Source organism: Streptomyces sp. M41 (assembly GCF_043673425.1).
Lineage (GTDB): Bacteria > Actinomycetota > Actinomycetes > Streptomycetales > Streptomycetaceae > Streptomyces.
The window spans coordinates 70,004-94,269 of record NZ_JBIMKE010000030.1; the positions used below are offsets into that span (position 1 = coordinate 70,004).

Here is a 24,266-nt window from a genome sequence, read left to right on the forward strand (position 1 = left end):
ATAGGTTTTCGGAGAAGCCGCCTGTCATCCAACTGTTCGGGCGGGTGTTCAGACCCCTACCGAAAGGGTGATCCGTTGAGCCGCTCGGTTCTCGTCACCGGAGGCAACCGGGGCATCGGCCTCGCCATCGCCCGCGTATTCGCCGATGCCGGCGACAAGGTCGCCGTCACATACCGCTCGGGCGAGCCGCCGGCCGGCTTCCTCGCGGTCAGGTGCGACATCACCGACCCCGAGCAGGTGGAGCAGGCCTACAAGGAGATCGAGGCCGAGCACGGCCCCGTCGAGATCCTGATCGCCAACGCCGGTGTCACCAAGGACCAGCTCCTGATGCGCATGACCGAGGAGGACTTCACCTCGGTCATCGACACCAACCTCACCGGCACCTTCCGGGTCGTCAAGCGCGCCAACCGCGGGATGCTGCGGGCCAAGAAGGGCCGCGTCGTACTGATCTCGTCGGTCGTCGGTCTGCTCGGCTCCGCGGGGCAGGCGAACTACGCCGCCTCCAAGGCCGCCCTGGTCGGCTTCGCGCGCTCCCTCGCCCGTGAGCTGGGGTCGCGCAACATCACCTTCAACGTCGTCGCGCCCGGCTTCGTCGACACCGATATGACCAAGGTGCTCACCGACGAGCAGCGTGAGGGCATCGTGAAGCAGGTGCCGCTCGGTCGTTACGCGCAGCCGGAGGAGATCGCCGCGGCGGTGCGGTTCCTCGCCTCGGACGACGCCTCGTACATCACTGGAGCCGTCATCCCCGTTGACGGCGGACTGGGAATGGGTCACTGATCACCATGAGCGGAATTCTCGAGGGCAAGCGCGTCCTGATCACCGGTGTGCTGATGGAGTCCTCCATCGCCTTCCACGCCGCCAAGCTGGCCCAGGAGCAGGGTGCCGAGATCATCCTGACCGCGTTCCCGCGGCCCACGCTGACCGAGCGCATCGCCAAGAAGCTCCCCAAGCCCACCAAGGTCATCGAGCTCGACGTCACCAACGACGAGCACCTGGGCCGCCTCGCCGACGTCGTCGGCGAGGAGCTCGGCGGCCTCGACGGCGTCGTGCACTCCATCGGCTTCGCCCCGCAGGACGCGCTCGGCGGCAACTTCCTCAACACGCCGTTCGAGTCGGTCGCCACGGCCATGCATGTCTCGGCGTACTCCCTGAAGTCGCTGACCATGGCCTGCCTGCCGCTGATGCAGAACGGCGGCTCGGTCGTCGGCCTCACCTTCGACGCGCAGTACGCCTGGCCGCAGTACGACTGGATGGGCCCGGCCAAGGCCGCCCTGGAGGCCACCAGCCGCTACATGGCCCGTGACCTGGGCAAGCAGAACATTCGCTGCAACCTCGTCTCGGCGGGCCCGATCGGCTCCATGGCCGCCAAGTCCATCCCGGGCTTCAGCGAGCTGGCCTCCGTCTGGGACACCCGCGCCCCGCTGGAGTGGGACCTGAAGGACCCGGACCCGGCCGGCCGCGGCATCGTCGCCCTGCTGAGCGACTGGTTCCCGAAGACCACCGGCGAGATCATCCACGTGGACGGCGGTCTGCACGCCATCGGCGCCTGATCTCCGGGTACGTCCTCGACGCCCCGTTTCCCGCATGGCGCGGGGAGCGGGGCGTCACCCGTTCGGCCTACCAGTCCGGGCGGGGGAGACCCACAACTGCGCACTCTGGATTACGCGTTCACCACGCGAGCCCCTCCCCATTACGGCCGAGGAGGTCCCCTTGTGCGCTTGTCCCGTCGCATGGCCTCAACGACCGTCGCCCTCGCCCTCGTACTGCCCCTGTCGTACGACGCGATGGCCCACGCGCGCGTGCACGTCACCGAGACCGACCCGGACGACCTGTTCGGCGCTGCCTGCCGGGTCCGGATCACCGGCTCCGAGGTGACCGCGTACTGCCACAACCCGTATCCGGAGACCGACCGGGTGAGCCTGCACGTCGAGTGCGCCCGCTGGTGGGACCTCGACAGCGACGGCGCCCCCGTGGCGGCCGGGCCCGCGCAGACCGTGCGGCTGACCGGGCGCTGCTGGAAAGAGGTCGGCTCGGTGTGGGTCAGCCACCGGCGGGGGGACTGAGGCGCCCCGGACGGCACAGGAACGGATAGCCGGCCGCCTCGGTGGCCGCTGCCTGGGCGTCCCCCGCGCGGATCGCGTCCACCAGCCGCGCGTGGTCCATGTGCGTCTCCGGTGTCAGCTCCTCGCCGACGTCCTCGCGCAGCCAGTCCCGCAGCACCTCGCCCAGGTCGGCGTACATCTCGATCATCACGTCGTTGTGGGACGCCGACACCACCGCCAGATGGAAGGTCGTGTCGGCCGTCACGAAGGCCTCCGCGTCGCCCGACTCCCAGGCTTCCTCCCGCCGCGCCAGCAGCACGTCCAGCTGCTTGAGGTCCTTCTCCGTGCGCCGCTCGGCTGCCAGCTTCGCGGCGGCCGACTCCAGCGTGGAGCGCAGCTCGGCGATGTGCCGGGGATCGGCGTCGGCGAACCGGCGGTGCATGACACCGGCCAGCTCACTGGTCGCCACCACATAGGTGCCGGAGCCCTGGCGGATGTCCAGCAGACCGTTGTGCGCGAGCGCCCGGACCGCCTCGCGGACCGTGTTGCGGGCCACGCCGAGCTGCTCGACCAGCTCGGGCTCGGTCGGAATGCGGGAGCCGACCGGCCACTCGCCCGAGGTGATCTGGTTCCGCAACGCCGCGATGACCTGCTCGGACAGCGCCGAGCGGCGCGGGTGGCTCAAGGGCATGGCACACCTTCGCACGTGAGGGCCGGGACCGGGCGGCCCGGGAGTGGACAACCAATCATCCCATGATTCTATGATGGTCGGCATGGCAAGCGAGGAAACCCGGACGGTGGTGTCCATGCCGATACGCACCCCACAGACCCGTACGACCGCTGAGCCCGCCACGCGCGCGTGGCCCATGCGGCTGCTGGTGCTCGGCATCGTGCTCACCGCGCTGAATCTGCGCCCCGCCATCACCAGCCTCGGCGCCCTGCTCGAAGAGGTCCGTGACGCGCTCGGCATGAGCGGCAGCGTCGCCGGACTGCTCACCTCCGTGCCCCCGCTCTGCTTCGCCGTCTTCGGTGTGGCCGCCCCGCGCCTGGCCCGCCGCTTCGGCCCGGCCGCGGTGGTGTGCGCGGGCATGGTCGCCATCACCGCCGGGCTCGCCGTACGGCCCTACGTGGGCGGCACGCCCGGATTCCTGGCCGCCACCGCGCTCGCCCTCATGGGCATCGCGGTCAGCAACGTCCTGATGCCGGTCATCGTCAAGCGCTGGTTCCCCGACCGGGTCGGCTCCATGACCGGCCTGTACTCGATGGCCCTCGCCCTCGGCACCGCGTCCGCGGCTGCGGTGACGGTGCCGATGACCGACAGGCTCGGCGGGAGCTGGCAGACCGGGCTCGCCGTGTGGGCCGGGCTCGGTGCCGCGGCCGTGGTGCCGTGGATCCCGTTCGTGCGGGACCGGGGGACGGCGTCCGCCGCTTCCGGGCACAAGCCTTCAGCTGCCGCGCAGAAGCCTGCCGCTGCCGGGCAGGAGCCGCCCGCTGCCGGGCAGCACCCTGCCGCCTCCGCGCGGGAGAACCACGCGCGCGTGGACGCACCCCGGCTGCGGATCACCCGGAGCCGCACCTCCTGGGCGCTCGCCGTCTACTTCGGCCTCCAGGCCACCGGCGCCTACATCACGATGGGCTGGATGGCGCAGATCTTCCGGGACTCGGGAGTGCACGCCGGCACCGCCGGGCTGCTGCTCGCCGTCACGATGGTGATGGGCGTGCCGCTGGCCTTCGTCATCCCGCGCCTCGCCACCAGGCTGCCCCACCAGGGTCCGATCGTCGTCGCGCTCGGCCTCTGCGGACTCGCGGGCTATGCCGGCCTCTACCTCGCGCCGGCCGAGGGCGCCTGGGTCTGGGCCGTGCTGCTCGGCGTCTCCAACTGTTCCTTCCCGCTCGCCCTCACCATGGTCGGCATGCGCGCCAGGACCAGCGGGGGAGTGGCCCAGCTGTCCGCCTTCGCGCAGAGCACCGGCTACCTGCTCTCCATCCCGGGCCCGCTGCTGGTGGGCGTGCTCTACCAGCACAGCGGCGGCTGGGGGCTGCCCATCGCCCTGATGGCCGGGCTCATGATCCCGCAGATGGCGGTGGGCGTCCTGGCGGGCCGCAACCGCACGGTGGAGGACGAGGCGGGCCGCTGAGCCCCGTCCACCCCCCACGTCGTCTCACACCGCCACCTCACCCCGGCGCTCGCGCCGCAGACGGGGGGTGCGAGACTGGCCGTATGCCAGTGCTCGATCCGAACCCCCAGAACGGCCAGAAGAAGATGCTGCTGGTCTTCGGCGCGTTCTTCGCCATCTTCGTGATCATCGGGATCATCGCGACGATCGCCTCTCCCTGAGCTGGGGCCGGGGCCGGGGCCGGGGCTGGGGCCGGGGCCGTAGGCCCGTCGGCGCCCGCCGACGCGACTCGTCACGCCGATGGTGGGGCTAGCACCACCATCCCCTAGGGGGCGAGTGTCAGGGTCAACTGGGTGGATCACCGGATGGGTTGAGGGCCGAGAACTCCGTAACTTCGAAGTGTGACCGCGAGAGCGCGGACACGGACGGTTCGAGGACCCCACGGAGGCATCATGTCGGCCCGCACCCACACCCCGCCCCACCCGGCGTCCACGGGCCGTGCCGACATCCGGCTGCCTTGGTGGGCCCTCGCCCTGCCGACGCTCGCCTTCATCACGCTGCTGATGCTCATACTCGACCCGGCCGAGGCGCACGCGGCACCCGCCGAGCCCGCGATCACCCAGCTCTTCGAGCGCATACAACAGCTGATCACACGCTGAGCACCCCCGAAGCCGCACGTCAACTCCCTGCGCCTCGTGGCCTGTTTCATGCGAAGCTGGGTCTCATGAGCGTCGCAGAATCCCGCAGGATCGTCCTCTTCCGGCATGCGAAAGCCGACTGGCCACAGGTGACCGACCACGAGCGGCCCCTCGCGGACCGGGGCCGAATGGACGCGGCAGAGGCCGGGCGCCGGCTGGCCGACACCGACATCCCCTTCGATCTGGCCCTGTGCTCCACCGCGACCCGGACCCGGGAAACCTGGAAGCTCGCCGTCCATGAGTTCCCGCACCGGCCGAAAACCATCTACGAAGAGCGGGTCTACGAGGCCTCGCCCGGCGAGCTGATCGCCCTGCTCAACGAAACCCCCGACGACGCGCAGAACGTCCTGCTGATCGGCCACAACCCTGGCGTACAGGGGCTCGCCGACGTCCTCTCCGGCTCCGCCGAGGGCGACGCGCGCGACAGGATGAGCCGCCGAGGTTTCCCGGCCGCCGCTTTCGCCGTGCTGTCCTTCAGCGGTACCTGGAAGACGCTGGAGCCCGGCGTGGCCACGCTGCTCGACTACTGGGCGCCTTCGGAGTGACCGACCCCGCATGCGCAGGGCCCGCCACCGCGACGGCGCCGGGCCTTGCGCATGCGGGACGTGTGGTGCGGGGCTTGCCGGAGGTGTTGTGCGGCCTCGTGCCGACGGTGTGGGGCGGGCGGGCCGGAGATGTGGGGCGGGCGGTCAGTCCTCGTCGTGCATGTCGGCCGCCTCGACCTCTTCGCGGGTGACGCCCAGCAGATACAGCACGGTGTCCAGGAACGGCACGTTCACCGCCGTGTGCGCGGCCTCCCGCACCACCGGCTTGGCGTTGAAGGCGACGCCCAGCCCGGCCGCGTTCAGCATGTCCAGATCGTTGGCGCCGTCACCGATCGCCACCGTCTGGGACAACGGCACCCCCGCCTCGGCGGCGAACCGGCGCAGCAGCCGCGCCTTGCCCGCCCGGTCGACGATCTCACCGGTGACCTTGCCGGTCAGCTTCCCGTCGACGATCTCCAGCGTGTTCGCCTGGGCGAAGTCGAGCCCGAGCCGCTCCTTCAGATCATCGGTGACCTGCGTGAATCCGCCGGAGACGACCCCCACTTGGTAGCCGAGCCGCTTCAGCGTGCGGATCAGCGTGCGCGCCCCCGGCGTCAGCCGTACCTCGCTGCGCACCTTGTCCACCACCGAGGCGTCCAGCCCCTCCAAGAGCGCCACGCGCGCGTGCAGCGACTGCTCGAAGTCCAGCTCGCCGCGCATGGCCGCCGCGGTCACCTCGGCGACCTTGTCCTCGCACCCGGCGTGCGCGGCGAAGAGCTCGATCACCTCGTCCTGGATGAGCGTGGAGTCGACGTCCATGACGACGAGCCGCTGGGCGCGCCGGTGCAGTCCGGCGGCGACGACAGCGACGTCGACACCCAGTGCCGCCGCCTCGGTCACCAGGGCCGTGCGCAGCGGCTCCGTCTCCGCGCCGGACACCGCGAACTCCACGGCCGTCACGGGGTACTTGGCCAGCCGGAAGATACGGTCGATGTTGGCGCCGGACTCGGTGATCCGGGCGGCGATCGCGGCCGTCGCCTCGGCGGTGAGCGGATGTCCGAGCACGGTCACCAAGGACCGGCCGAGCCCACGGGGCCGGTTGTCGCCGCGGCCGGAGATGATCTCCGCCTGCATCTTCATCGACTCCGCCCAGCTGTGGACGGTCGAGCGCAGATCCCCTTCCAGACCGGTCGGCGGCTGCGTCACGAGCACGCACAGCGTGATCCGGCCACGGGTGACGACCTGCTCGATGTCGACGACGTCCACGGAGTAGGCGGCCAGCGTGTCGAAGAGGCCGGCCGTGATGCCCGGCCTGTCCTTCCCGAAGATCTTGACGAGAAGGGTGGGGATGTCAGAGGTCTGCGAAGCGCTCATGATGGTTCCACCGTATCCGGCACGCAGTGCCTGCCGCCCCTGAGGTCCGCCAGGCGGACACGGAACACTTGGTGTCGACCGGGTGGCGTCGGCCTTACGTTCCGGCCACGCCCGCCCGTCTTCGTGATGCGGCTCGGCGCCGCTGGCTAGCGCCCCTCGGGCCTCCGCGGTGGCGGGGGAGGAGGCGGCGGCGGGGGTGGCGGAGGCGGAGGCACGTCATCCGCTCCGGACACCGGCCGGTTCCCACGCCGGCCCGGCGGGCGAGGCGACCTCGGGGGCGGATCGATCGGCCGCACGACGGTGGGCGCGCCGTACACGTCGTCGTCATCCGAAGGCGGCTCGGCGGAGATTCGCTCACCGGTGGGCGGCTCGCTGAAGGGCGGCTCACTGGCGGGCGGCGCACTGGAGCGCGGCGGCTCGCTGGAGAACCGCCGATCAGCGGAGTACGGCTCCTCACCGGGCCGCGCGTCCTCCGGCTCGCGCAGTGAGTCGGGCACGCGCAGGTAAGGGTTCGTCGCCGGGTTGGGCGGCCGGTACGGGGCAGCGGGGGTGTACGGCCCGGACGGGGTCGTGCGCGGCGAAGCCCCGGAACTTCCGGAAGCCTGGGCGCCCCCGGAAGCCCCGGAAGCCCCGGAAGCCCCGGGACCCCCGGAACCCCAGGAACCTCCGGTACTTCCGGCGGCCGGCCCTGCCGGACCCGTACCGCCTGCCGGCCCCAACGCCGGCCCTGGACCCGCAGCCCGCCCCGGGCCCGAGTCGCCCCTTGGACCCGTAGAACTCGCCGGCCGCGCGGGACCCACCGACCCTGCGGCCCACGTACCCGTCGCCGCACCCAGAGCCAGCGGTGCCGCCCGCCTCCCGGCCGCCCCGGTCGCGCGAGCCAGCAGCGCCCCCACGCCGCCCGCCGCCGCGCCCCAGACCGCCCCGAGGGCGAGCGCCATGCCTAGGTTCCCGCGCAGCTCCACCCCGGCGTCGAAGGCGTCGAACCCCAGCACCGACAGGGAGGCGTTGACGGACAACTCGGTCAGCAGGACGAGCAAGGGCAGTGCCAACGCCGTAGCGACCGCGAGCCGCAGCGCACACCACCCGACGAATCGAAGGGTCCCGCCACCGGCCCAGGCACCTTCGTCGCCCGCGTTCCCGCTTCCGCCCCCGCTAACGCTCCCGCCTTCCACAGGCGTCCGCACCGCCGTGAGCACCCCCGCGAGCAGCATCATCAGTGCCGCCGCGACGCCCAGCAGCCACACCCTCCCGTCCAGCTCCGCCAACCCGCCCAGGGTCACGGACTGGTCGGCGTCGCCGGTCAGCAGGTCGTCCAAGGGGTCCGGCAGCACGCTCGCCAGCACTCCCGTCGCCCTGCCGTCGAACGGCACGAACAGGCCGATCGGGATGCCGAGCCACACGCCGTTCGGGGCGCCGAGCAGGGCCGCGCCCGCGATGCGCTCGGGATGGTCGTCGCCGATCGCCGCGTACGCCGCCGCCGCGAGCCCGGCCGTGACCGCGAGGAGCAGGACCGCGACGAGGGCGGACACAGCCGGCCGCACGACGCGGTGCACCGCCTCCCAACCGCGCGGCAGCGGGCTGTGGCGCGAGGCCAGCAGCGCGATCAGCAGGATGCCCGTGGACCAGCCCAGGCCACCGAGCAGGGTCGGCGCCGTGTCCACCGTGAAACCGACCGCGGCCTTCGCGTCGATGAGGTCGCCGATCCGATCGGGCAGCAGCCCACCGATGTCCCCGGCATCGCCGATATCCCCGATATCCCCAATGTCTCCCAAGCCGGGGATCTCGATCCCGCCACCGCCACCGTCACCGCCGGCTCCGTCGCCTCCGCCGGCACCCGGCAGGTCGTCCAGCCCCAGCTCGCTCCCGTCGATGGTGATGACATCGTGCCCCGCCCAGGCGAGCCCGCCCAGCGCCGCCACGAACAGCGCGACCACCGCGCCCGCGCGGGCCAGGAGTTCGGACGGCGCGATCACAACTCCCGCGCGCCGCAGGGACCGTAAGAAGAACCACGACAGCAGGACCGCACCGACCAGGCCGACCCCGAGTGGCGTGATCTCGATGGCCGTCGTCGCCTCCGCGCCTGTCAACCCGAAAGCGGACACATCACCGGACGGCGTGACGGAACCACCCGCCCCGAGGGCCACCACCGCTGCCGTCATCGGACCGAGCGAACTCGCCGAATCCGCCTCCAACAGATGCAGCCCGAGGGCTGCCGTGCCCGCCATCCCGATCAACGCCCAGCTCACGGCGACGATCGCGGACAGCAGGATGTCTCCCCACGGCAGCCGTGTGCCGTGCCTCGTGGTCTCGACGTTCCTGGACGGGCTCATGGCAGACCCCCCGATCCGCGGCGCGGCGGCTTGCCGCGCATGTCCCCCTCGCGTGGATTACCACTTTCCGGGCTGGTTTCAACCCCGTCAACGGAACCAGGGGAGGCGTGTGCGCGTGATCATCGTCGTGGTCTTCATAAGGCCCGACTTTCAGACAGGGGGCGGAGCCTGAAATAGTTCCCGACGATGTTCGACATCCCTAGACTCCCTGTGATGGGGGTAACTCGGGGGACTACTCAGTGGGGCATGGAGTGCCGGAACTCGTACTGGAATTGAATGGACGGACTTGGACGCTCGATCCGTCCAGGGCCTACACCCTCGGACGCGATCCGCAGGGCGACATCGTGTTCGACGACGCCAGGGTGTCCTGGCGGCACGCCACGATCACCTGGAACGGCCGTAGTTGGGTCCTCGAGGACCACGGCAGCACCAACGGCACGTTCGTGCAGGGGCAGCGGATCCATCAGCTGGAGATCGGCCCCGGCTCGGCCGTGCACCTGGGCAACGCGACCGACGGACCGTGCCTGAACCTCTCCGGCACCGGTGCCGCAGCCGCGCCGCAGGCCCAGCCGCAGCAGCAGCCGTACGCCGCGCAGGGCGCCCAGGCAGGCTGGGGCCAGCAGGGACCGGCCCAGCAGGCTCCGGCGCATCAGGCACCGGCCAACCAGGTTCCGCAGCAGGCGCCTCAGCAGCAAGCCCCCCAGGCCGGCTGGCAGCAGCAGCCGTCCGTCGCGAAGGTGCCGCACCAGCAGGGCGGGCCCGGTGGTGGCGCGGGGGCGCCGCCGGTCTACGGCGACCGCAGCCCCACCACGTTCCACCAGTTCTCGGTCGGCCGCGTGATGCGCATCGGCCGTGCCCTGGAGAACGAGCTGGTCGTCTCCGACCTCCAGGTCTCCCGTCACCACGCCGAGTTCCACTCGACGCCCGACGGCCGCATGGAGATCCGCGACCTCGGCTCCCACAACGGCACGTACGTCAACGGCCAGCCGATCGCCAAGGGCGGTGCGCAGCTGCTCGGCCCGACCGACATCGTGGGCGTCGGCCACTCCACGTTCCGTATCGTCGGCGACCGTCTCGAGGAGTTCGTCGACACCGGTGAGGTCTCCTTCTCGGCCCGCCATCTGACCGTCACCGTCGACGGCGGCAAGCAGATCCTCAAGGACGTCTCCTTCGGTGTCCCGGAGAAGTCGCTCATCGCGGTCATCGGCCCGTCCGGCTCCGGCAAGTCGACCCTGCTCAAGGCGCTCACCGGCTACCGCCCCGCCAACCAGGGCGATGTCCTCTACGACAACCGCAACCTCTACAAGCAGTTCGCCGAGCTGCGTCAGCGCATCGGTCTGGTCCCGCAGGACGACATCCTGCACAAGGAACTGACCGTCAAGAAGGCCCTCAAGTACGCGGCGAAGCTCCGCTTCCCGGCCGACACCACGGCCCGCGAACGCGAGCAGCGCATCGACGAGGTGCTGCGCGAGCTGAAGCTGGACATCCACAAGGAGAAGAAGGTCACCTCCCTCTCCGGTGGCCAGCGCAAGCGCGTCTCGGTGGCCCTGGAGCTGCTGACCAAGCCTTCGCTGATCTTCCTGGACGAGCCGACGTCGGGCCTCGACCCGGGCATGGACCGCGATGTCATGCAGCTCCTGCGCGGCCTCGCCGACGACGGCCGTACGGTCCTGGTCGTCACCCACTCGGTGGCCGAGCTGGCGCTGTGCGACAAGCTGCTGGTGATGGCGCCGGGCGGCGCGGTCGCCTACTTCGGCCCGCCCGAGGAGGCGCTGAACTTCTTCGGCTACGACACCTGGGCCGACGTCTTCTCCGCCTTCGAGAACTACCGCGACTACGACTGGGCGGGCCGCTGGAAGGGCTCGCAGCACTACCAGATGTACGCCGCGGACATCGACGCGATCGCCCCGCAGTCCGTAGCGATGCCGCAGATGCAGGCGATGAAGCCGCCGAAGCCACAGGGCTGGATGTCCCAGTTCGGCACGCTGGTGCGCCGCTATGTCTCGGTCATCGCCTCCGACAAGGGCTTCCTGGCCCTGACGGTGATCCTGCCGCTCGTCCTGGGCTCGGTGAGTCTGCTGATCGACTCCGGCAAGGACCTCCTGGTCAACACGGAGATCAACCCGAACACCGGCAAGCCCGTCGCCAACGGCACGGCCCTCACCGTGCTGCTGATCCTCGCGGTGGGCGCCTGTTTCGCCGGCGCCGCCAACTCCGTCCGTGAGCTGATCAAGGAACGGGTCATCTACGAGCGGGAGCGCGCGACCGGCCTGTCCCGGTCCGCGTATCTGATGTCCAAGGTGTTCGTGCTCGGCCTGATCACCGTGTTGCAGGGCCTGATGGTCGGTGTCATCGGCTTCTCCAGCCGCACCATCCCGGACGAGGGGCTGATCCTCGGCAGCCAGATCCTGCTGGAGCTGTGCATTCCGATCATGGCGCTGGGCTTCACCGCGATGATGTTCGGCCTGATCATCTCGGCCCTGGTGAAGACCGCCGAGAAGACCATGCCGCTGCTGGTCATGTTCGCGATCGTCCAGGTCGTCTTCACCGGCTGTCTGTTCCCGCTGGCCAACTCCATCGGGGTCAACGAGCTCTCGTACCTGATGCCGTCGCGCTGGGCGGTCGCCGCCGCGGGTGCCACGCTCGACTTCAACCAGATCAGCCCGCCCGCCAAGGGCGACAGCAACGACCCGCTGTGGGAGCACACCGTCGGCGCCTGGTCCATGGACATGCTCGCCCTGATCGTCCTCGGCGTGATCTGCGGCTTCTTCGTGGCCCGCTTCCTGCGCCGCCACGAGCCCGAAGTCATGCGCAACTAGTCCCCGTCACGTAGGCCCCGGCAGGTGCTCCCGGGTCACGTGAGCCAAGTCATGCACTACGCCCGAAGGGCGGCACCTCGTCAGGAGGGTGCCGCCCTTCGGCGTACGGATCAGAGGCCCGCGCCTACCTCGCTCAGTACGCGCTGTTGACGTTGTCGATCGAGCCGTACCGGTCGGCCGCGTAGTTGGCGGCGGCGGTGAGGTTGGCGACCGGGTCCCACTGGCTCTTGGGCGTGCCCGGGACGTGGTACGCGTCGAAGGTCGGCTTGATGACCTGGAGCAGGCCTATGGACGGGACGCCGTTCTGGGCGTTGATGTCCCAGTTGTTGATGGCGTTCGGGTTACCCGAGGACTCTCGCATGATGTTCTTGTGCAGACCGTGGTAGGTGCCCGGGATGTCGTGCTTCTTCATGATGTCCAGGGCCTCACGGATCCAGCCGTCGAGGTTGTTCGGGTAGGTCTTGGCGGCGACCGCCTTGACCTGGACGCGCTTGGCGGACCGGCTCGCGGCCTCCTTCGCCTTGCGCTCCGCCTCGGCCTTCTTCTTGGCGGCCTCGGCGGCGGCCTTCTTCTTCGCGGCGGCGTCCGCGGCCTTCTTCTTGGCGGCGGCGTCGGCGGCCTTCTTCTTGGCGGCGGCCTCGGCGGCGGCCTTCTTCTTGGCCTCGATGGCGTCGGCCTTGACGCTCGCGGAGGCGAGCTGGTCGGTGACGCTGCCCTTGACGTCCTTGATCTGCTCGCTGCTGTAGGCCACCTGGCCCGTGGAGGGCTCGGCCGTGGTCGTCTGGGCATTGCCGGGTACGGCGGAGAAGGCCAGGGCGGCGGCACCGAGCGTGGTGACACCGGCGATTGCGATCTTGTTCCGCTTGGTCAGTGCACGAGTGAGACCGCGGTTCTTGGTGTTCTTGAGCATGGCAGTGGGACCTCTTCGAGTAGCGCGGAGGTCGCTCGCTGTCCGTCAGTGGACACGGGTGCTTCCTGCACAAACGCCGCGGACTGATGCCACGGCGCTGAGCGACGGGAGCAATTCTTAGCTGCCGCAAAATGGACAGGCAAAGGTGTGACGTACGATCCCGGGTAGTTGACCCATGAAGGGCAAATTGGGACAGATAGGGCCGTCCGTCCCGCTCAAAAGGGGCGCCTCGTCTCCTATGGGTCTTCGTACGTGACCTGCGCCCTATGCGCGGGCTCACATCAGGCCCCTATCAGTCTCACCAGCAGTTGCTTGCGCAATGCACAGAGTGAGGACCCTCCGCCGGGAGGATGAGATGCAGGTCGCCGAACTCGTGCCACAGGTAGAGCCCTTGCAGGGCCGCCTCGTAGCTGCGGTCGATCGCCGCCCGCCCCGCGACCGCCTCCAGCATCAGCAGATGCGAGGCCTCCGGCTCGTGCAGCCCGGTCAGCAGCCCGTCCACCACCCGCACCCCGCGCTCAGGAGTGACGACCAGATCCGTCCACCCTGCACGCGCGCGTACGACCCCGTCGGCGTCCGCCGCCGACTCCACGGCCCGCACCGCCGTCGTCCCCACCGCGACGACCCTGCCGTCCCCCGCCTTCGCCGCGTTGATCAGCCGCGCCGACGCCTCCGGTACGGCGAACCGCTCCGGATACGGCGGCTCGTGCGCCTCCATCGAGGCGACCCCCGTATGCAGCGTGATCGGCGCGAACTGCACCCCCCGGCTCACCAGCTCCGTCACCAGGCGCAGCGTGAAGGGCCGCGCCGCGCTCGGCATCTCCGCGCTGCCCGTCCCGTCGGCCGACGGGAGCGCGAACACCGTCTGATGGGCGGACAGCGGCTGGTCCCGTTCCGTATAGGCGTACCGAATCGGCCGCCCGTGCTCACGCATCAGCGCCGGCACCGCCCCCGGGCCGCCCCCACGGCTCCCGGCCCGAGCCACCCCCCGCGCCCCGCCCACCCGAGCCCACCACAGCCGCTCGCTCCCAGCGCTCAGCGGCTCCTCCAGCACCAGCCGCACACCGTCGGGAAGCCGCACCTCGGTCCCCGCGGGCCCGCCCTCCCGCCGCCCGCCACCACCCTCCCGAGGAGCGCTTCGCGCGCTGCCCCATATATGCGCGCGCGTGGTGCCCCGCCCGTCCGGATCCCGCAGCTCGACCGCCCACCGCCCGTCGTCCCCGCGCGTGGAGAAATGCACCACCACGCGCGCGTGCCCGATCCACCCGTCCACAGCCGCCGCCAACGTCTCGGAGGTGTTGACGACCAGCAGATCCCCGGGCCGCAACAGCCGCGGCAGCTCACCGAACGTGTGATGCGACACCTCTGTGCCACGCGACACCAGCAGCCGTACGGCATCCCGGTCCTGCCCCGGCCCCCGCTGCTCGGCCGGCACCCGGGCCGACAACTCCCGCGGAACCTTCCCGGCCACCCGGCCCCGCCCGGACGGGGGCACCCCCATCGCCGACGTCATCGCCGTCCCTCCAGCAGTGACGGGGCCCCATAGCGCCCGCTCGCCGGACGCTCGTCCAGCAGCCGCAGGAACGCCGGCACCACACTCTCCGGCGCCGGCCGCGGATCCCCGTCCTCCGGTACGGCCGCCGCGTACAGGTCCGTGGCCATGTCCCCGGGGTCGACCGCCCAGATCCGCAGCCCCGGCTCCTCCACGCCGAGCACCGCCGAGAGATGGTCCAGCGCGGCCTTGGACGCCCCGTAACCGCCCCATGTCTCATACGCCTCGGCAGCCGCGTCCGAGCTGACCGTGATCACCGCGCCCGATCCGGACGCCCGCAGCAGCGGCAACGCCTCCTGCACCAGGCCCAGCGCGGCGACCACGTTCACCTCCAGCGCCCGCCGCAGCCCCGCCGGCGGCAGCTCGTCCAGCCGTACCAGCGGCTCGGCCCCCAGCGCGCTGGCGTTGCTCACCAGCAGATCGACGCCGCCCAGCCGCCAGGCCGCCGCCACCAGCTCGGACCGGTGCCCGGCGTCCGTGACGTCTCCCGGCAGGGCCGTCACACGCGTGCCGTACGTCCGCAGCCCGGCCGCCGTCTCCTGGAGGGCCTTCGCCGTCCTGGCATCGAGCACCAGATCCCAGCCGCGCGCGGCCAACGCCTCGGCGAGCGCCCGCCCCAGTCCCTTCGAGGCCCCCGTGATGATCGCTACCGGCATGACAACCGTCCCCTCGTCCGTCCGAGCCGCCGGTGCCCACCGGCGGTGCCCTCAACGTAGGAACGGCAAGGCCCACCGCACCTCGGACGCGGGCCTCAGAACCACGGGGCCCTTCGTCCTACGCCGCACACCCCCCGCCTTCCGGCCCAGGACCCGCGCCGGACACCCCCGGCCCCCTCGCCGACCCCGGGACCACAGACCTAGGTCCCGCGCCTCACCCGGCCGCCGCCACTGGTCCGATCCGGCTGTCACACCCCGCCGGTACGGTGAGGGCATGAGTCAAAGGCCCAGGTCCGGCCTGGCGGCGGTGAGCTCCGCGCTGCTGGCCATGAGCAGGCATCTCGAGGTGCGCGACGTCCTCAAGACGATCGTCGCCTCGGCCCGCGAGCTGCTCGACGCGCAGTACGCCGCCCTCGGAGTGCCGGACGATCACGGCGGCTTCGCCCAGTTCGTGGTCGACGGCGTCAGCGACGACCAGTGGAAGGCCATCGGCCCCCTGCCCCGCCAGCACGGCATCCTCGCGGCGATGCTCCAGGAAGCCAAGATCGAGCGGCTCGCCGACGTCCGCAAGGACCCACGCTTCGAGGGCTGGCCGTCGGCCCACCCCGACATGTCCGACTTCCTGGGCCTGCCGATCCGCGACGGCGACGAGGTCATCGGCGCGCTGTTCCTGGCCAACAAGAACTGCCCCAAACCCGACGGCAGTTGTGGCTTCACGGCGGACGACGAAGAACTGCTCTCGATCCTTGCCCAGCACGCCGCGATCGCGCTCACCAACGCCCGTCTCTACGAACGCAGCCGTGAGCTGACCATCGCCGAGGAGCGCTCCCGCCTGGCTCACGAACTGCACGACGCCGTCAGCCAGAAGCTGTTCTCCCTGCGCCTGACCGCGCAGGCCGCCACCGCCCTGGTCGACCGAGACCCGTCCCGCGCCAAGGGCGAACTCCACCAGGTGGCCGCGCTCGCCGCCGAGGCCGCCGACGAACTGCGCGCCGCGGTCGTCGAGTTGCGCCCGGCAGCCCTCGACGAGGACGGCCTCGTCGCCACCCTGCGGACCCAGATCCAGGTCCTCGACCGCGCCCACACCGCACGCGTGACCTTCGCCGGCCATGGTGTGAAGGCCCTGCCCGCCGCCCAGGAGGAGGCCGTGCTGCGCGTCGCCCAGGAGGCCCTGCACAACGCCCTGCGGCACTCCGCGGCCGAACACGTCGACGTGACACTGGACCGACGCGGCAGCGCGGCCCTCCTGCGCGTGACGGACGACGGCACCGGCTTCGACCCCAAGGCGATACGCCGCGCCGGACGCCACCTCGGCCTGGTCTCCATGCGGGACCGGGCGAGCGGGGTCGGCGGCACGCTGACCGTGGAATCGGCGCCCGGCAAGGGCACCGTGATCGAGATGGAGGTTCCCGGTGGCTGACCCGATCAAGGTGCTGCTCGTCGACGACCACCAGGTCGTCCGCCGGGGCCTGCGCACCTTCCTCGAAGTACAGGACGACATCGAGGTCGTCGGCGAGGCGGCCGACGGCGCGGAGGGAGTGGCGCGCGCGGAGGAACTGAAGCCCGACATCGTGCTGATGGACGTCAAGATGCCGGGCATGGACGGCGTCGACGCCCTGCGCAGGCTCCGGGAACTGGACAACCCCGCGCGCGTGCTGATCGTCACCAGCTTCACCGAACAGCGCACGGTCATCCCGGCCCTGCGCGCGGGCGCCGCCGGGTACGTCTACAAGGACGTCGACCCCGATGCGCTCGCCGGAGCCATCCGCTCGGTGCACGCCGGCCACATCCTGCTCCAGCCCGAGGTCGCGGGGGCCCTGCTGTCCCAGGAGGAGGCCAACTCCGGGCCCGGCAGGGCGGGCTCGCTGACGGAACGCGAGCGCGAGGTGCTCGGCCTGATCGCGGACGGCCGCTCGAACCGCGAGATCGCCAGAGCCCTGGTCCTGTCGGAGAAGACCGTCAAGACACACGTCTCGAACATCCTGATGAAGCTCGACCTCGCGGACCGCACCCAGGCCGCGCTGTGGGCCGTACGCCATGGCGTGACCGGCTGAGACGCTCTCCGCAGGGCATGACGGACGGCAATACGGAGGGTTCCGCTCCGGACTGAGATTCATACCGTCGTGGGAATGTCCCCCGGATGGCGCATCCTCCCGTGGCCCCCGCCGTTCTCCATGGCGTGCTGCGGCGACTGCCGCGGCGATCGCAAGGAGGGCTTAGAAGTGAAGAACCTGAAGAAGGCAGCGGCCGTGACGATGGTGGCCGGTGGCCTGCTGGCAGCCGGTGCCGGAGTGGCCTCCGCCACCGACGGCGCGCACGCCGACGGCAAGGCCGTGGGCTCCCCGGGTGTCGCCTCGGGCAACCTCGTCCAGGCCCCGGTGCACATCCCGGTCAACGTCTCGGGCAACAGCGTGAACGTCGTCGGCATCCTGAACCCGGCCTTCGGCAACCTGGCCGTCAACAAGTGACGACCCCCCGAAGCGAGCAGTGACCTCCGGCCTCCCGGGTATCCCGGGAGGCCGGTCTGCCGTGGGGGATCGCCCGGGGCACCCGCTCCACCCGCTCCACCGGCCAGGGCGCCCGCTCCACCGGCCGGGTCACCCTGCGACGCCGGGCAGCGCACACCCCGGCCCGCCCCAGCGCGGGGCACCGGCCCGGCCGGCGCTCACCGAACCCCGCGCTCCCGCTCCTCCACATACGCGTTGTACGCAGCCACCTGCGCCCGCCGAGCCACCCGCTCCACCGGCCGCAACGCCTCCGCCCGCGCCCCCATCTCGGCGGAGCTGACCGCACCCCCGTGCCCGTTCTCATACGCCAGCGACACCAGCAGCCCCACCCGCTGCGCCAGCTCCAGCACCCGCACCGCCCTCGGCGGATACCCCGGCGCCAACACCTCCCGCCCCCGCTCGGCCCGCGCCCGGTACGCATCGATCGCCGCCTCCGCCACCGGCCCCGACCCGGCCACATCCAGCCGCGCCAACACCGCGGTGGCCTCCCGCAGGCCCTCCGCCAGTTCCCGCTCGGCCTCGCCCAGCGACGGCACATCGGCGGGCGGCGCCTCCCGTACGGCCAGGCAGTGCCACACCACCTCGACATGGACATCGCCGTCCGGCCCGGCCTCGTACACCTCCGGCACCAACCCGAACGCGGCGCCGTGACAGATCACCGCCTCCTCCGCGTCCAGCGCTCGCGCATTGAACTCCGGCGGCCCGCTCAACCCCAGCGGATGCCCCGGCGCCGGCAGCGCCACCCGCAGCCCGCTCACCCCGAGCGCTCGCAGCCGCCCCAGCGCCAGCGTGAGCCCGACCGGCGCGGACTCACCCGGCAGCCCCTCCACCCGGTGCACGGCATCGTCGCCGACGATCTCCAGCACGGCGTCATCCGGCGAGACAAGTCCGGCCAAAAGGGCATTTCCCCAAGCCGCGAGGCGTCCTGAACGTGGTTCCGAGAGCATGCCACCACCCTAAGGACCGGACCGATGGAATGATGCGCCGGACCGGTGGCGTAGATTTCCTAGAGGGCTGCGCCCACAGGGGCACGCGACCACCGAGACGCCGAGACCGGTCACAGCAAGGGGAGACAACGCGCTCATGAGCGATGTTCTGGAGCTTCAGGACGTATCCGTGGTCCGCGAGGGCCGGGCTCTGGTGGACCAGGTCTCCTGGTCGGTCAAGGAGGGCGAGCGCTGGGTCATCCTCGGCCCGAACGGAGCCGGCAAGACCACCCTCCTGAACGTCGCGTCCAGCTACCTCTACCCGACCACGGGCACCGCCACCATCCTCGGCGAGACCCTCGGCAAGCCCGGCACCGACGTCTTCGAGCTGCGCCCGCGCATCGGCGTGGCCGGCATCGCCATGACCGAGAAGCTCCCCAAGCGCCAGACCGTCCTCCAGACCGTGCTGACCGCCGCGTACGGCATGACAGCCACCTGGAACGAGGACTACGAGGACATCGACGAGCAGCGCGCCCGCGCCTTCCTCGACCGCCTCGGCATGAGCGACTACCTCGACCGGAAGTTCGGCACCCTCTCCGAGGGCGAGCGCAAGCGCACCCTGATCTCCCGCGCCCTGATGGCCGACCCCGAGCTGCTCCTCCTCGACGAGCCCGCCGCCGGCCTCGACCTCGGCGGCCGTGAGGACCTCGTCCGCCGTCTCGGCCGCCTCGCCCGCGACCCGATCGCCCCCTCGATGCTCATGGTCACCCACCATGTCGAGGAGATCCCCCCGGGCTTCACCCACGTCCTGATGATCCGTCAGGGCAAGGTGCTCGCCGCGGGCCCGCTGGAGCTCGAACTGACCTCCCGCAACCTCTCCCTCTGCTTCGGCCTCCCGCTCGTCGTCGAACAGGTCGGCGAGCGCTGGACGGCACAGGGCCTCCCGCTCTCCTGACCTTTCGGACGATCGGCGCCCTGTCCGCGACGGGGCCCGCGGTCCTACCATGACCATGTGGAAATCGACGCGTGGGTTTGGTGGTTGATCGGCGCGGCAGCGCTCGGCATCGGGCTCGTGATCACCGCGATGCCCGAACTCGGCATGCTGGCGGTGGGGGCCGTGGCCGCCGCCCTGGTCGCCGGCGTCTTCGGCGCAGGCGCCGTCGTCCAGGTCATCTCCTTCGTCGTCGTATCGACCGCACTCATCGCCGTCGTACGTCCCATCGCGAACCGACACCGTGCCCAGCGGCCCCAACTCGCCACCGGCATCGAGGCGTTGAAAGGCAGACAGGCAGTCGTACTGGAACGCGTCGACGCGGCCGGCGGCCGGATCAAGCTTGCCGGAGAGATCTGGTCGGCCCGCTCCCTCGACACCGACCGCGCCTACGAAGTAGGCCAGGAAGTGGACGTCGTGGACATCGAGGGGGCCACGGCCATCGTCATGTGACCTCGCACGACGTAAGTGGCGCGAACGCGCCACGGGGCACGCGACGGTCTGTCAGACTCGACCAGCAAGATCTTCAACAACCATAAGATCTGCCGAAGTTGCCGCAGCGGAGAAGGGGTACGGGGAAACGACGATGGAACCGGTCATCATCGTCCTGATCATTCTGGTGGTGTTGGTCTTCATCGCCCTGATCAAGACGATCCAGGTCATCCCACAGGCGAGCGCGGCCATCGTCGAACGCTTCGGCCGCTACACGCGGACTCTCAACGCGGGCCTCAACATCGTGGTCCCGTTCATCGACACCATCCGCAACCGCATCGACCTGCGCGAACAGGTCGTACCGTTCCCGCCGCAGCCGGTGATCACCCAGGACAACCTGGTCGTGAACATCGACACGGTCATCTACTACCAGGTGACCGACGCCCGTGCCGCCACCTACGAAGTCGCCAGCTACATCCAGGCGATCGAGCAGCTCACCGTCACCACGCTCCGCAACATCATCGGCGGCATGGACCTCGAACGCACCCTGACCTCCCGCGAGGAGATCAACGCGGCCCTGCGCGGCGTCCTCGACGAGGCGACGGGCAAGTGGGGCATCCGCGTCAACCGCGTCGAACTCAAGGCGATCGAGCCCCCCACCTCCATCCAGGACTCGATGGAGAAGCAGATGCGCGCCGACCGCGACAAGCGCGCCGCGATCCTCACCGCCGAAGGTACGCGCCAGGCCGCCATCCTCACCGCCGAGGGCGAGAAGCAGTCCCAGATCCTGCGCGCCGAGGGCGAGGCCAAGGCCGCCGCCCTGCGCGCCGAGGGCGAGGCCCAGGCCGTCCGTACGGTCTTCGAGGCGATCCACGCCGGCGACCCCGACCAGAAGCTCCTCAGCTACCAGTACCTCCAGATGCTCCCGAAGATCGCCGAGGGCGACGCCAACAAGCTCTGGATCGTCCCCAGCGAGATCGGCGACGCCCTCAAGGGCCTGTCGGGCGCGATGGGCAACCTGGGCGGCCTGGGCGGCGGTTCGGGCAACGGAGCCTCCGGCACAGGAACGGAGCGCCGAGAGAAGCCGTCGATCGACTGACGCGCATACGGCCGTACGACGATGGGGCTCGCCCGCCAAGTGAGGCGAGCCCCAAAGGCTTCAAGGCGCGGGGAACTGCGCGACCAGCCACCCACAACCCGCAGCCTACGAACAACTGGCCGCCCCCGGCGACGGGTCAGGCCGCATCCGCCGCCAGCCAATCCGGCAGCGCAGCGAACTCGTCGGCCCCCAGCGCCAGCAACATCGCATCCGCAGGCGTCGGCTCGAACGGCTCCCGCAGCAACGGCATACCCGCCTGCTCAGGCGTCCGGTCCGCCTTCCGATGATTGTCCTCCGCACACGAGGCGACCGTATTCAGCCACGTGTCCTGCCCACCGTGCGACCGCGGCACCACATGGTCCACGGTCGTCGCCCGGCGCCCGCAGTACGCGCACCGGTGCCGGTCCCGCACCAGCACACCCCGCCTCGACCACGGCGCTTGTCTTCGGAACGGCACCCGTACATATCTGCACAACCTGATCACCCGGGGCGCCGGTATGTCGACCTCGGCTCCCCGCATACGGAGCTCGGGGTGGGACTGCTCGACGACGGCCTTGTCCTGAAGCACCAGAACGACGGCTCGATTCAACGTCACCGTCGACAGCGGCTCGAAGCTCGCGTTCAGTACCAGCGTGTCCCGCATTGCAGCCCACCTCCCGTGCGCACCTGCCCACCCCCTGGCGGACTGGGATCAACTCTGGCCGGGCACGCCGAGATGGACAACGAAATAAAAAATGCCCGCCCCCGATCACTTCCATGACCGGGGGCGGGCAAACGTTCCATGAACGTCAGGCTTCGGCGGGCACCTCGTACTCGGCGATCACATGTGCACGGGCGATCGTGTGAAACCGCAGGTTGAACCCGACGGCAGCCGGGCTCGCGTCCGAGTCCGGACCGAGCTTCTCCTGATCCACGGCGTACACCGTGAACACATAGCGGTGCGGCCCGTCCCCCGGCGGCGGCGCGGCACCGCCGAACTCCTTCGACCCATAGTCGTTACGAGCCTGTACGGCGCCCTCCGGCAACCCCTCGAACTTGCCGCTGCCTGCACCGGCCGGCAGCTCGGTCACCGACGCCGGGACGTCGAAGAGAACCCAGTGCCAGAACCCGCTGCCCGTAGGCGCGTCGGGGTCGAAGCAGGTCACGGCGAAGCTCTTGGTCTCGGCCGGGAAACCCTCCCAGCGCAGCTGCGGGGATGTGTTGCCGGCCGCGTGGACCTGAGCGTCCTTGAGGATCCCGCCCTCCTCGACGTCCTCGCTCGCGACCGTGAACGACGGTACGGGCGGATGGAAGTCGTGGGGCAGCGGCCTCTTGAGCTCGGTCACTTCGATACCTCCTGACGAAACAGTGGAATCAGCGGTTCCGAGCCTAGAACCAGTTGCGCTTGCTGCCGACCTCGGACAGCCACTGGTTGAGGTACGCCGCCCAGTCGGTCCCCTGGAAGTCGTTCAGACCCACCTGGAAGGACCGGAAGGTGTCGCTGCCCTCGCTGAACAGACCGGGCTTCTTGTCCATCTCGAGGACGACGTCCATCGTGTTCGCGTCCGCGACGAAGCTCAGCTCGACCTGGTTGATCCCGCGGTACTGCTGCGGCGGGAAGAACTCGATCTCCTGGTAGAACGGCAGCTTCTGCCGCGTACCGCGGATGTGACCGCGCTCCATGTCCGCGTTCTTGAAGCGGAAGCCCAGCTGGATGAAGGCGTCGAGGATCGCCTTCTGCGCGGGCAGCGGGTGCACATTGATCGGGTCCAGGTCGGTGGAGTCCACGGCCCGCGCGATCGACAGCTCCGTCGTCACACCGATGTTCATCCCGCGCAGGGTCTGACCGTCGATCGTGGTGATCGGCGTCTCCCACGGGATCTCCAGCCCGAAGGGCACCGCGTGCACGGCCCCGGCCTGAAGCTCGAAGGCACCGCCGAGCGGCATCTTCGTGAACTCGATGTCCTGCTTGTACTCCGAGTCCTGGGTCTCCACCTCGACCCGCGCCTGGAGCCCCACGGACAGACCCTCGATGTTCTGGGCCACGGACCCGCCCTGAATCCGCACCTCACCCTGGACGACACCGCCCGGAACGACGTTGACCTCGGTCAGCACCGTCTCGACCGAAGCCCCGCCGGCCCCCAGGCTCGCGAGCAGCTTCTTGAACGCCATGACTCTCCTTATGTTCAGAGTGGATCCCTGATCCCTACCAACGCGATCCGACCGTGGCCGGTTCCGCGCCCCCACCCTGGCAAGGCGCACGCTCCCTGACCACCCCGTCGCCATGACCCGTCTCCAGTACCCTCGGACGGCATGATCGCGACCCCCGACCGTACGCCCCTGCCCCGAGACTTCTTCGACCGGCCCGTCCTGGAGGTAGCCCCCGACCTCCTCGGCCGCATCCTCGTACGCAGCACCCCGGACGGTCCGATCGCCCTCCGCCTCACGGAGGTCGAGGCCTACGACGGCCCGAACGACCCCGGTTCCCACGCCTACCGCGGACGCACGCCCCGCAACGACGTGATGTTCGGTCCCCCCGGACACGTCTACGTCTACTTCACCTATGGCATGTGGCACTGCATGAACCTGGTGTGCGGCCCCGACGGCCGGGCGAGCGCGGTCCTGCTGCGCGCCGGGGAGATCGTGGAGGGCGCCGAACTCGCCCGCACCCGTCGACTCTCGGCCCGCAACGACAAGGAACTGGCCAAGGGCCCGGCCCGCCTGGCCACGGCCCTGGACGTCGACCGGACTCTGGACGGCACGGACGCCTGCACCGCGGACGAGACCCCGCTGAAGATGCTGACCGGCACACCCGTCCCCTCCGACCAGGTACGCAACGGCCCCCGGACCGGCGTGGCCGGCGACGGCGGCAACGGCGACGTCCACCCCTGGCGCTACTGGATCGCCAACGACCCCACGGTGAGCCCCTATCGGGCCCATGTCCCGAGGCGCCGCCGAAGTTGACGCGTCTGGGCGAGGGGCGTAACGTAGCCCGAGCCGCTGAACCGGGTACTGCGAAGTCAGCAGCCGGAGCGGCCAACCCACTACCTGCGAAACACCCTCAACCGGGTCGATTTTGGCGTGCCCGCATGCTCGAATTCGCGTCCACGGAGCCCGATTATGAATCGGGCGGGGGAATCCGCTAACGTAGTGAATGTCGAAAGGCCGACGGGCGAAAGCCCAAAGGCCCAAGACAATCCCGCCGACAGGGAATCGGATCGGAAAATGATCTGATAGAGTCGGAAACGCAAGACCGAAGGGAAGCGCCCGGAGGAAAGCCCGAGAGGGTGAGTACAAAGGAAGC

At 70.4% G+C, this 24,266-nt stretch carries 25 protein-coding genes; 15 read left to right on the forward strand and 10 right to left on the reverse strand.

All coding sequences use genetic code 11. The features are described 5' to 3' along the window. The first annotated feature begins 75 nt into the window (after positions 1 to 75). From fabG to ACHBTE_RS29150, 3 genes are all read left to right on the forward strand, one after another. Complete coding sequence (gene fabG / locus ACHBTE_RS29140) at positions 76 to 780, forward strand: 3-oxoacyl-[acyl-carrier-protein] reductase (protein ID WP_394727438.1); 705 nt, start codon at positions 76 to 78, stop codon at positions 778 to 780. A 5-nt stretch (positions 781 to 785) separates the two neighbouring features. Beyond that, complete coding sequence (gene fabI, locus ACHBTE_RS29145) at positions 786 to 1,553, forward strand: enoyl-ACP reductase FabI (RefSeq protein WP_394727440.1); 768 nt, start codon at positions 786 to 788, stop codon at positions 1,551 to 1,553. 162 nt (positions 1,554 to 1,715) lie between these two features. Next, positions 1,716 to 2,066 (forward strand): hypothetical protein, encoded by a 351-nt coding sequence (locus tag ACHBTE_RS29150; protein ID WP_394727442.1) that lies wholly within the window; start codon positions 1,716 to 1,718, stop codon positions 2,064 to 2,066. Here the strand turns inward: ACHBTE_RS29150 and ACHBTE_RS29155 are convergent. Continuing rightward, positions 2,044 to 2,736 (reverse strand): FadR/GntR family transcriptional regulator, encoded by a 693-nt coding sequence (locus ACHBTE_RS29155; RefSeq protein ID WP_394727444.1) that lies wholly within the window; start codon positions 2,734 to 2,736, stop codon positions 2,044 to 2,046. The genes ACHBTE_RS29150 and ACHBTE_RS29155 overlap by 23 nt on opposite strands. A 70-nt stretch (positions 2,737 to 2,806) precedes the next feature. On the opposite strand from ACHBTE_RS29155, the gene ACHBTE_RS29160 reads away from it, so the two are divergent. The 4 genes from ACHBTE_RS29160 to ACHBTE_RS29175 all read left to right on the forward strand — a co-directional run bounded on the left by ACHBTE_RS29160 (position 2,807) and on the right by ACHBTE_RS29175 (position 5,405). Continuing rightward, on the forward strand, positions 2,807 to 4,183 hold the full coding sequence (locus ACHBTE_RS29160; RefSeq protein ID WP_394727447.1) for a CynX/NimT family MFS transporter: 1,377 nt from the start codon (positions 2,807 to 2,809) through the stop codon (positions 4,181 to 4,183). A gap of 83 nt (positions 4,184 to 4,266) precedes the next feature. After that, positions 4,267 to 4,383: an SGM_5486 family transporter-associated protein gene (locus ACHBTE_RS29165; RefSeq protein ID WP_086021381.1), complete on the forward strand. Its 117-nt coding sequence runs from the start codon at positions 4,267 to 4,269 to the stop codon at positions 4,381 to 4,383. Between the two features lie 231 nt (positions 4,384 to 4,614). Beyond that, entirely contained in the window at positions 4,615 to 4,821 is a 207-nt protein-coding gene (locus ACHBTE_RS29170) for a hypothetical protein (protein ID WP_394727450.1), read from the forward strand. A 65-nt stretch (positions 4,822 to 4,886) separates the two neighbouring features. After that, positions 4,887 to 5,405 carry a SixA phosphatase family protein gene (locus ACHBTE_RS29175; RefSeq protein WP_394727452.1) on the forward strand — a complete coding sequence of 173 codons (519 nt, stop codon included), beginning with the start codon at positions 4,887 to 4,889 and terminating at the stop codon, positions 5,403 to 5,405. Positions 5,406 to 5,549: 144 nt separating this feature from the next. Here ACHBTE_RS29175 and serB read toward each other — a convergent pair whose 3' ends face one another. Beyond that, on the reverse strand, positions 5,550 to 6,758 hold the full coding sequence (gene serB / locus ACHBTE_RS29180) for a phosphoserine phosphatase SerB (RefSeq protein WP_394727454.1): 1,209 nt from the start codon (positions 6,756 to 6,758) through the stop codon (positions 5,550 to 5,552). Between the two features lie 146 nt (positions 6,759 to 6,904). Further along, positions 6,905 to 9,091, reverse strand: coding sequence for a streptophobe family protein (locus ACHBTE_RS29185; RefSeq protein WP_394727456.1), 2,187 nt, complete (start codon positions 9,089 to 9,091; stop codon positions 6,905 to 6,907). Positions 9,092 to 9,342: 251 nt separating this feature from the next. On the opposite strand from ACHBTE_RS29185, the gene ACHBTE_RS29190 reads away from it, so the two are divergent. Continuing rightward, the gene (locus ACHBTE_RS29190; protein WP_394727458.1) at positions 9,343 to 11,910 is read left to right on the forward strand and encodes an FHA domain-containing protein; all 2,568 of its coding nucleotides are present in this window, start codon (positions 9,343 to 9,345) and stop codon (positions 11,908 to 11,910) included. 133 nt (positions 11,911 to 12,043) lie between these two features. Here ACHBTE_RS29190 and ACHBTE_RS29195 read toward each other — a convergent pair whose 3' ends face one another. The 3 genes from ACHBTE_RS29195 to ACHBTE_RS29205 all read right to left on the reverse strand — a co-directional run bounded on the left by ACHBTE_RS29195 (position 12,044) and on the right by ACHBTE_RS29205 (position 15,028). Then, on the reverse strand, positions 12,044 to 12,820 hold the full coding sequence (locus tag ACHBTE_RS29195; protein ID WP_394727460.1) for a transglycosylase SLT domain-containing protein: 777 nt from the start codon (positions 12,818 to 12,820) through the stop codon (positions 12,044 to 12,046). A gap of 298 nt (positions 12,821 to 13,118) precedes the next feature. Beyond that, positions 13,119 to 14,333 (reverse strand): S-adenosylmethionine:tRNA ribosyltransferase-isomerase, encoded by a 1,215-nt coding sequence (locus ACHBTE_RS29200; protein WP_394727463.1) that lies wholly within the window; start codon positions 14,331 to 14,333, stop codon positions 13,119 to 13,121. Further along, the gene (locus tag ACHBTE_RS29205; RefSeq protein WP_394727465.1) at positions 14,330 to 15,028 is read right to left on the reverse strand and encodes an SDR family NAD(P)-dependent oxidoreductase; all 699 of its coding nucleotides are present in this window, start codon (positions 15,026 to 15,028) and stop codon (positions 14,330 to 14,332) included. The genes ACHBTE_RS29200 and ACHBTE_RS29205 overlap by 4 nt, the downstream gene beginning before the upstream one ends. A gap of 274 nt (positions 15,029 to 15,302) precedes the next feature. Here ACHBTE_RS29205 and ACHBTE_RS29210 point away from each other — a divergent pair, with 274 nt between their 5' ends. The 3 genes from ACHBTE_RS29210 to chpE all read left to right on the forward strand — a co-directional run bounded on the left by ACHBTE_RS29210 (position 15,303) and on the right by chpE (position 17,496). Next, positions 15,303 to 16,448 (forward strand): GAF domain-containing sensor histidine kinase, encoded by a 1,146-nt coding sequence (locus ACHBTE_RS29210; RefSeq protein ID WP_394727467.1) that lies wholly within the window; start codon positions 15,303 to 15,305, stop codon positions 16,446 to 16,448. Further along, entirely contained in the window at positions 16,441 to 17,082 is a 642-nt protein-coding gene (locus ACHBTE_RS29215; RefSeq protein WP_394727469.1) for a response regulator, read from the forward strand. Before ACHBTE_RS29210 ends, ACHBTE_RS29215 begins: the two co-directional genes overlap by 8 nt. 168 nt (positions 17,083 to 17,250) lie before the next feature. Then, positions 17,251 to 17,496 carry a chaplin ChpE gene (gene chpE, locus ACHBTE_RS29220; RefSeq protein WP_394727471.1) on the forward strand — a complete coding sequence of 82 codons (246 nt, stop codon included), beginning with the start codon at positions 17,251 to 17,253 and terminating at the stop codon, positions 17,494 to 17,496. Between the two features lie 197 nt (positions 17,497 to 17,693). Here the strand turns inward: chpE and ACHBTE_RS29225 are convergent, their stop codons facing one another. Beyond that, complete coding sequence (locus tag ACHBTE_RS29225; RefSeq protein WP_394727473.1) at positions 17,694 to 18,482, reverse strand: hypothetical protein; 789 nt, start codon at positions 18,480 to 18,482, stop codon at positions 17,694 to 17,696. A 136-nt stretch (positions 18,483 to 18,618) separates the two neighbouring features. On the opposite strand from ACHBTE_RS29225, the gene ACHBTE_RS29230 reads away from it, so the two are divergent. From ACHBTE_RS29230 to ACHBTE_RS29240, 3 genes are all read left to right on the forward strand, one after another. Next, positions 18,619 to 19,416, forward strand: coding sequence for an ABC transporter ATP-binding protein (locus tag ACHBTE_RS29230; protein ID WP_394727475.1), 798 nt, complete (start codon positions 18,619 to 18,621; stop codon positions 19,414 to 19,416). Between the two features lie 57 nt (positions 19,417 to 19,473). Continuing rightward, positions 19,474 to 19,905, forward strand: coding sequence for an NfeD family protein (locus ACHBTE_RS29235; RefSeq protein WP_394727477.1), 432 nt, complete (start codon positions 19,474 to 19,476; stop codon positions 19,903 to 19,905). Positions 19,906 to 20,038: 133 nt separating this feature from the next. Further along, positions 20,039 to 20,983 carry an SPFH domain-containing protein gene (locus ACHBTE_RS29240; RefSeq protein WP_394727479.1) on the forward strand — a complete coding sequence of 315 codons (945 nt, stop codon included), beginning with the start codon at positions 20,039 to 20,041 and terminating at the stop codon, positions 20,981 to 20,983. Between the two features lie 136 nt (positions 20,984 to 21,119). Here ACHBTE_RS29240 and ACHBTE_RS29245 read toward each other — a convergent pair whose 3' ends face one another. From ACHBTE_RS29245 to ACHBTE_RS29255, 3 genes are all read right to left on the reverse strand, one after another. Next, complete coding sequence (locus ACHBTE_RS29245) at positions 21,120 to 21,626, reverse strand: HNH endonuclease (RefSeq protein WP_394727481.1); 507 nt, start codon at positions 21,624 to 21,626, stop codon at positions 21,120 to 21,122. A 145-nt stretch (positions 21,627 to 21,771) separates the two neighbouring features. Then, positions 21,772 to 22,308 carry a YbhB/YbcL family Raf kinase inhibitor-like protein gene (locus tag ACHBTE_RS29250; RefSeq protein ID WP_394727483.1) on the reverse strand — a complete coding sequence of 179 codons (537 nt, stop codon included), beginning with the start codon at positions 22,306 to 22,308 and terminating at the stop codon, positions 21,772 to 21,774. A gap of 43 nt (positions 22,309 to 22,351) precedes the next feature. Next, entirely contained in the window at positions 22,352 to 23,134 is a 783-nt protein-coding gene (locus tag ACHBTE_RS29255; protein WP_394727485.1) for a sporulation protein, read from the reverse strand. A 141-nt stretch (positions 23,135 to 23,275) separates the two neighbouring features. Here ACHBTE_RS29255 and ACHBTE_RS29260 point away from each other — a divergent pair, with 141 nt between their 5' ends. Continuing rightward, positions 23,276 to 23,926: a DNA-3-methyladenine glycosylase gene (locus tag ACHBTE_RS29260; protein ID WP_394727487.1), complete on the forward strand. Its 651-nt coding sequence runs from the start codon at positions 23,276 to 23,278 to the stop codon at positions 23,924 to 23,926. Positions 23,927 to 24,266: the final 340 nt, after the last annotated feature.

Excerpts from the sequence above, each read along its gene's own strand:
- ACHBTE_RS29195 (WP_394727460.1), bottom strand. The coding sequence starts at position 12,820 with ATGCTCAAGAACACCAAGAACCGCGGTCTCACTCGTGCACTGACCAAG.
- ACHBTE_RS29240 (WP_394727479.1), top strand. The coding sequence starts at position 20,039 with ATGGAACCGGTCATCATCGTCCTGATCATTCTGGTGGTGTTGGTCTTC.
- ACHBTE_RS29210 (WP_394727467.1), top strand. The coding sequence starts at position 15,303 with ATGAGTCAAAGGCCCAGGTCCGGCCTGGCGGCGGTGAGCTCCGCGCTG.
- ACHBTE_RS29155 (WP_394727444.1), bottom strand. The coding sequence starts at position 2,736 with ATGCCCTTGAGCCACCCGCGCCGCTCGGCGCTGTCCGAGCAGGTCATC.
- ACHBTE_RS29170 (WP_394727450.1), top strand. The coding sequence starts at position 4,615 with ATGTCGGCCCGCACCCACACCCCGCCCCACCCGGCGTCCACGGGCCGT.
- serB (WP_394727454.1), bottom strand. The coding sequence starts at position 6,758 with ATGAGCGCTTCGCAGACCTCTGACATCCCCACCCTTCTCGTCAAGATC.
- ACHBTE_RS29165 (WP_086021381.1), top strand. The coding sequence starts at position 4,267 with ATGCCAGTGCTCGATCCGAACCCCCAGAACGGCCAGAAGAAGATGCTG.
- ACHBTE_RS29255 (WP_394727485.1), bottom strand. The coding sequence starts at position 23,134 with ATGGCGTTCAAGAAGCTGCTCGCGAGCCTGGGGGCCGGCGGGGCTTCG.
- ACHBTE_RS29260 (WP_394727487.1), top strand. The coding sequence starts at position 23,276 with ATGATCGCGACCCCCGACCGTACGCCCCTGCCCCGAGACTTCTTCGAC.
- ACHBTE_RS29160 (WP_394727447.1), top strand. The coding sequence starts at position 2,807 with ATGATGGTCGGCATGGCAAGCGAGGAAACCCGGACGGTGGTGTCCATG.
- fabI (WP_394727440.1), top strand. The coding sequence starts at position 786 with ATGAGCGGAATTCTCGAGGGCAAGCGCGTCCTGATCACCGGTGTGCTG.
- ACHBTE_RS29185 (WP_394727456.1), bottom strand. The coding sequence starts at position 9,091 with ATGAGCCCGTCCAGGAACGTCGAGACCACGAGGCACGGCACACGGCTG.
- ACHBTE_RS29175 (WP_394727452.1), top strand. The coding sequence starts at position 4,887 with ATGAGCGTCGCAGAATCCCGCAGGATCGTCCTCTTCCGGCATGCGAAA.
- ACHBTE_RS29225 (WP_394727473.1), bottom strand. The coding sequence starts at position 18,482 with ATGCTCTCGGAACCACGTTCAGGACGCCTCGCGGCTTGGGGAAATGCC.
- ACHBTE_RS29245 (WP_394727481.1), bottom strand. The coding sequence starts at position 21,626 with ATGCGGGACACGCTGGTACTGAACGCGAGCTTCGAGCCGCTGTCGACG.
- ACHBTE_RS29205 (WP_394727465.1), bottom strand. The coding sequence starts at position 15,028 with ATGCCGGTAGCGATCATCACGGGGGCCTCGAAGGGACTGGGGCGGGCG.
- ACHBTE_RS29200 (WP_394727463.1), bottom strand. The coding sequence starts at position 14,333 with ATGACGTCGGCGATGGGGGTGCCCCCGTCCGGGCGGGGCCGGGTGGCC.
- ACHBTE_RS29230 (WP_394727475.1), top strand. The coding sequence starts at position 18,619 with ATGAGCGATGTTCTGGAGCTTCAGGACGTATCCGTGGTCCGCGAGGGC.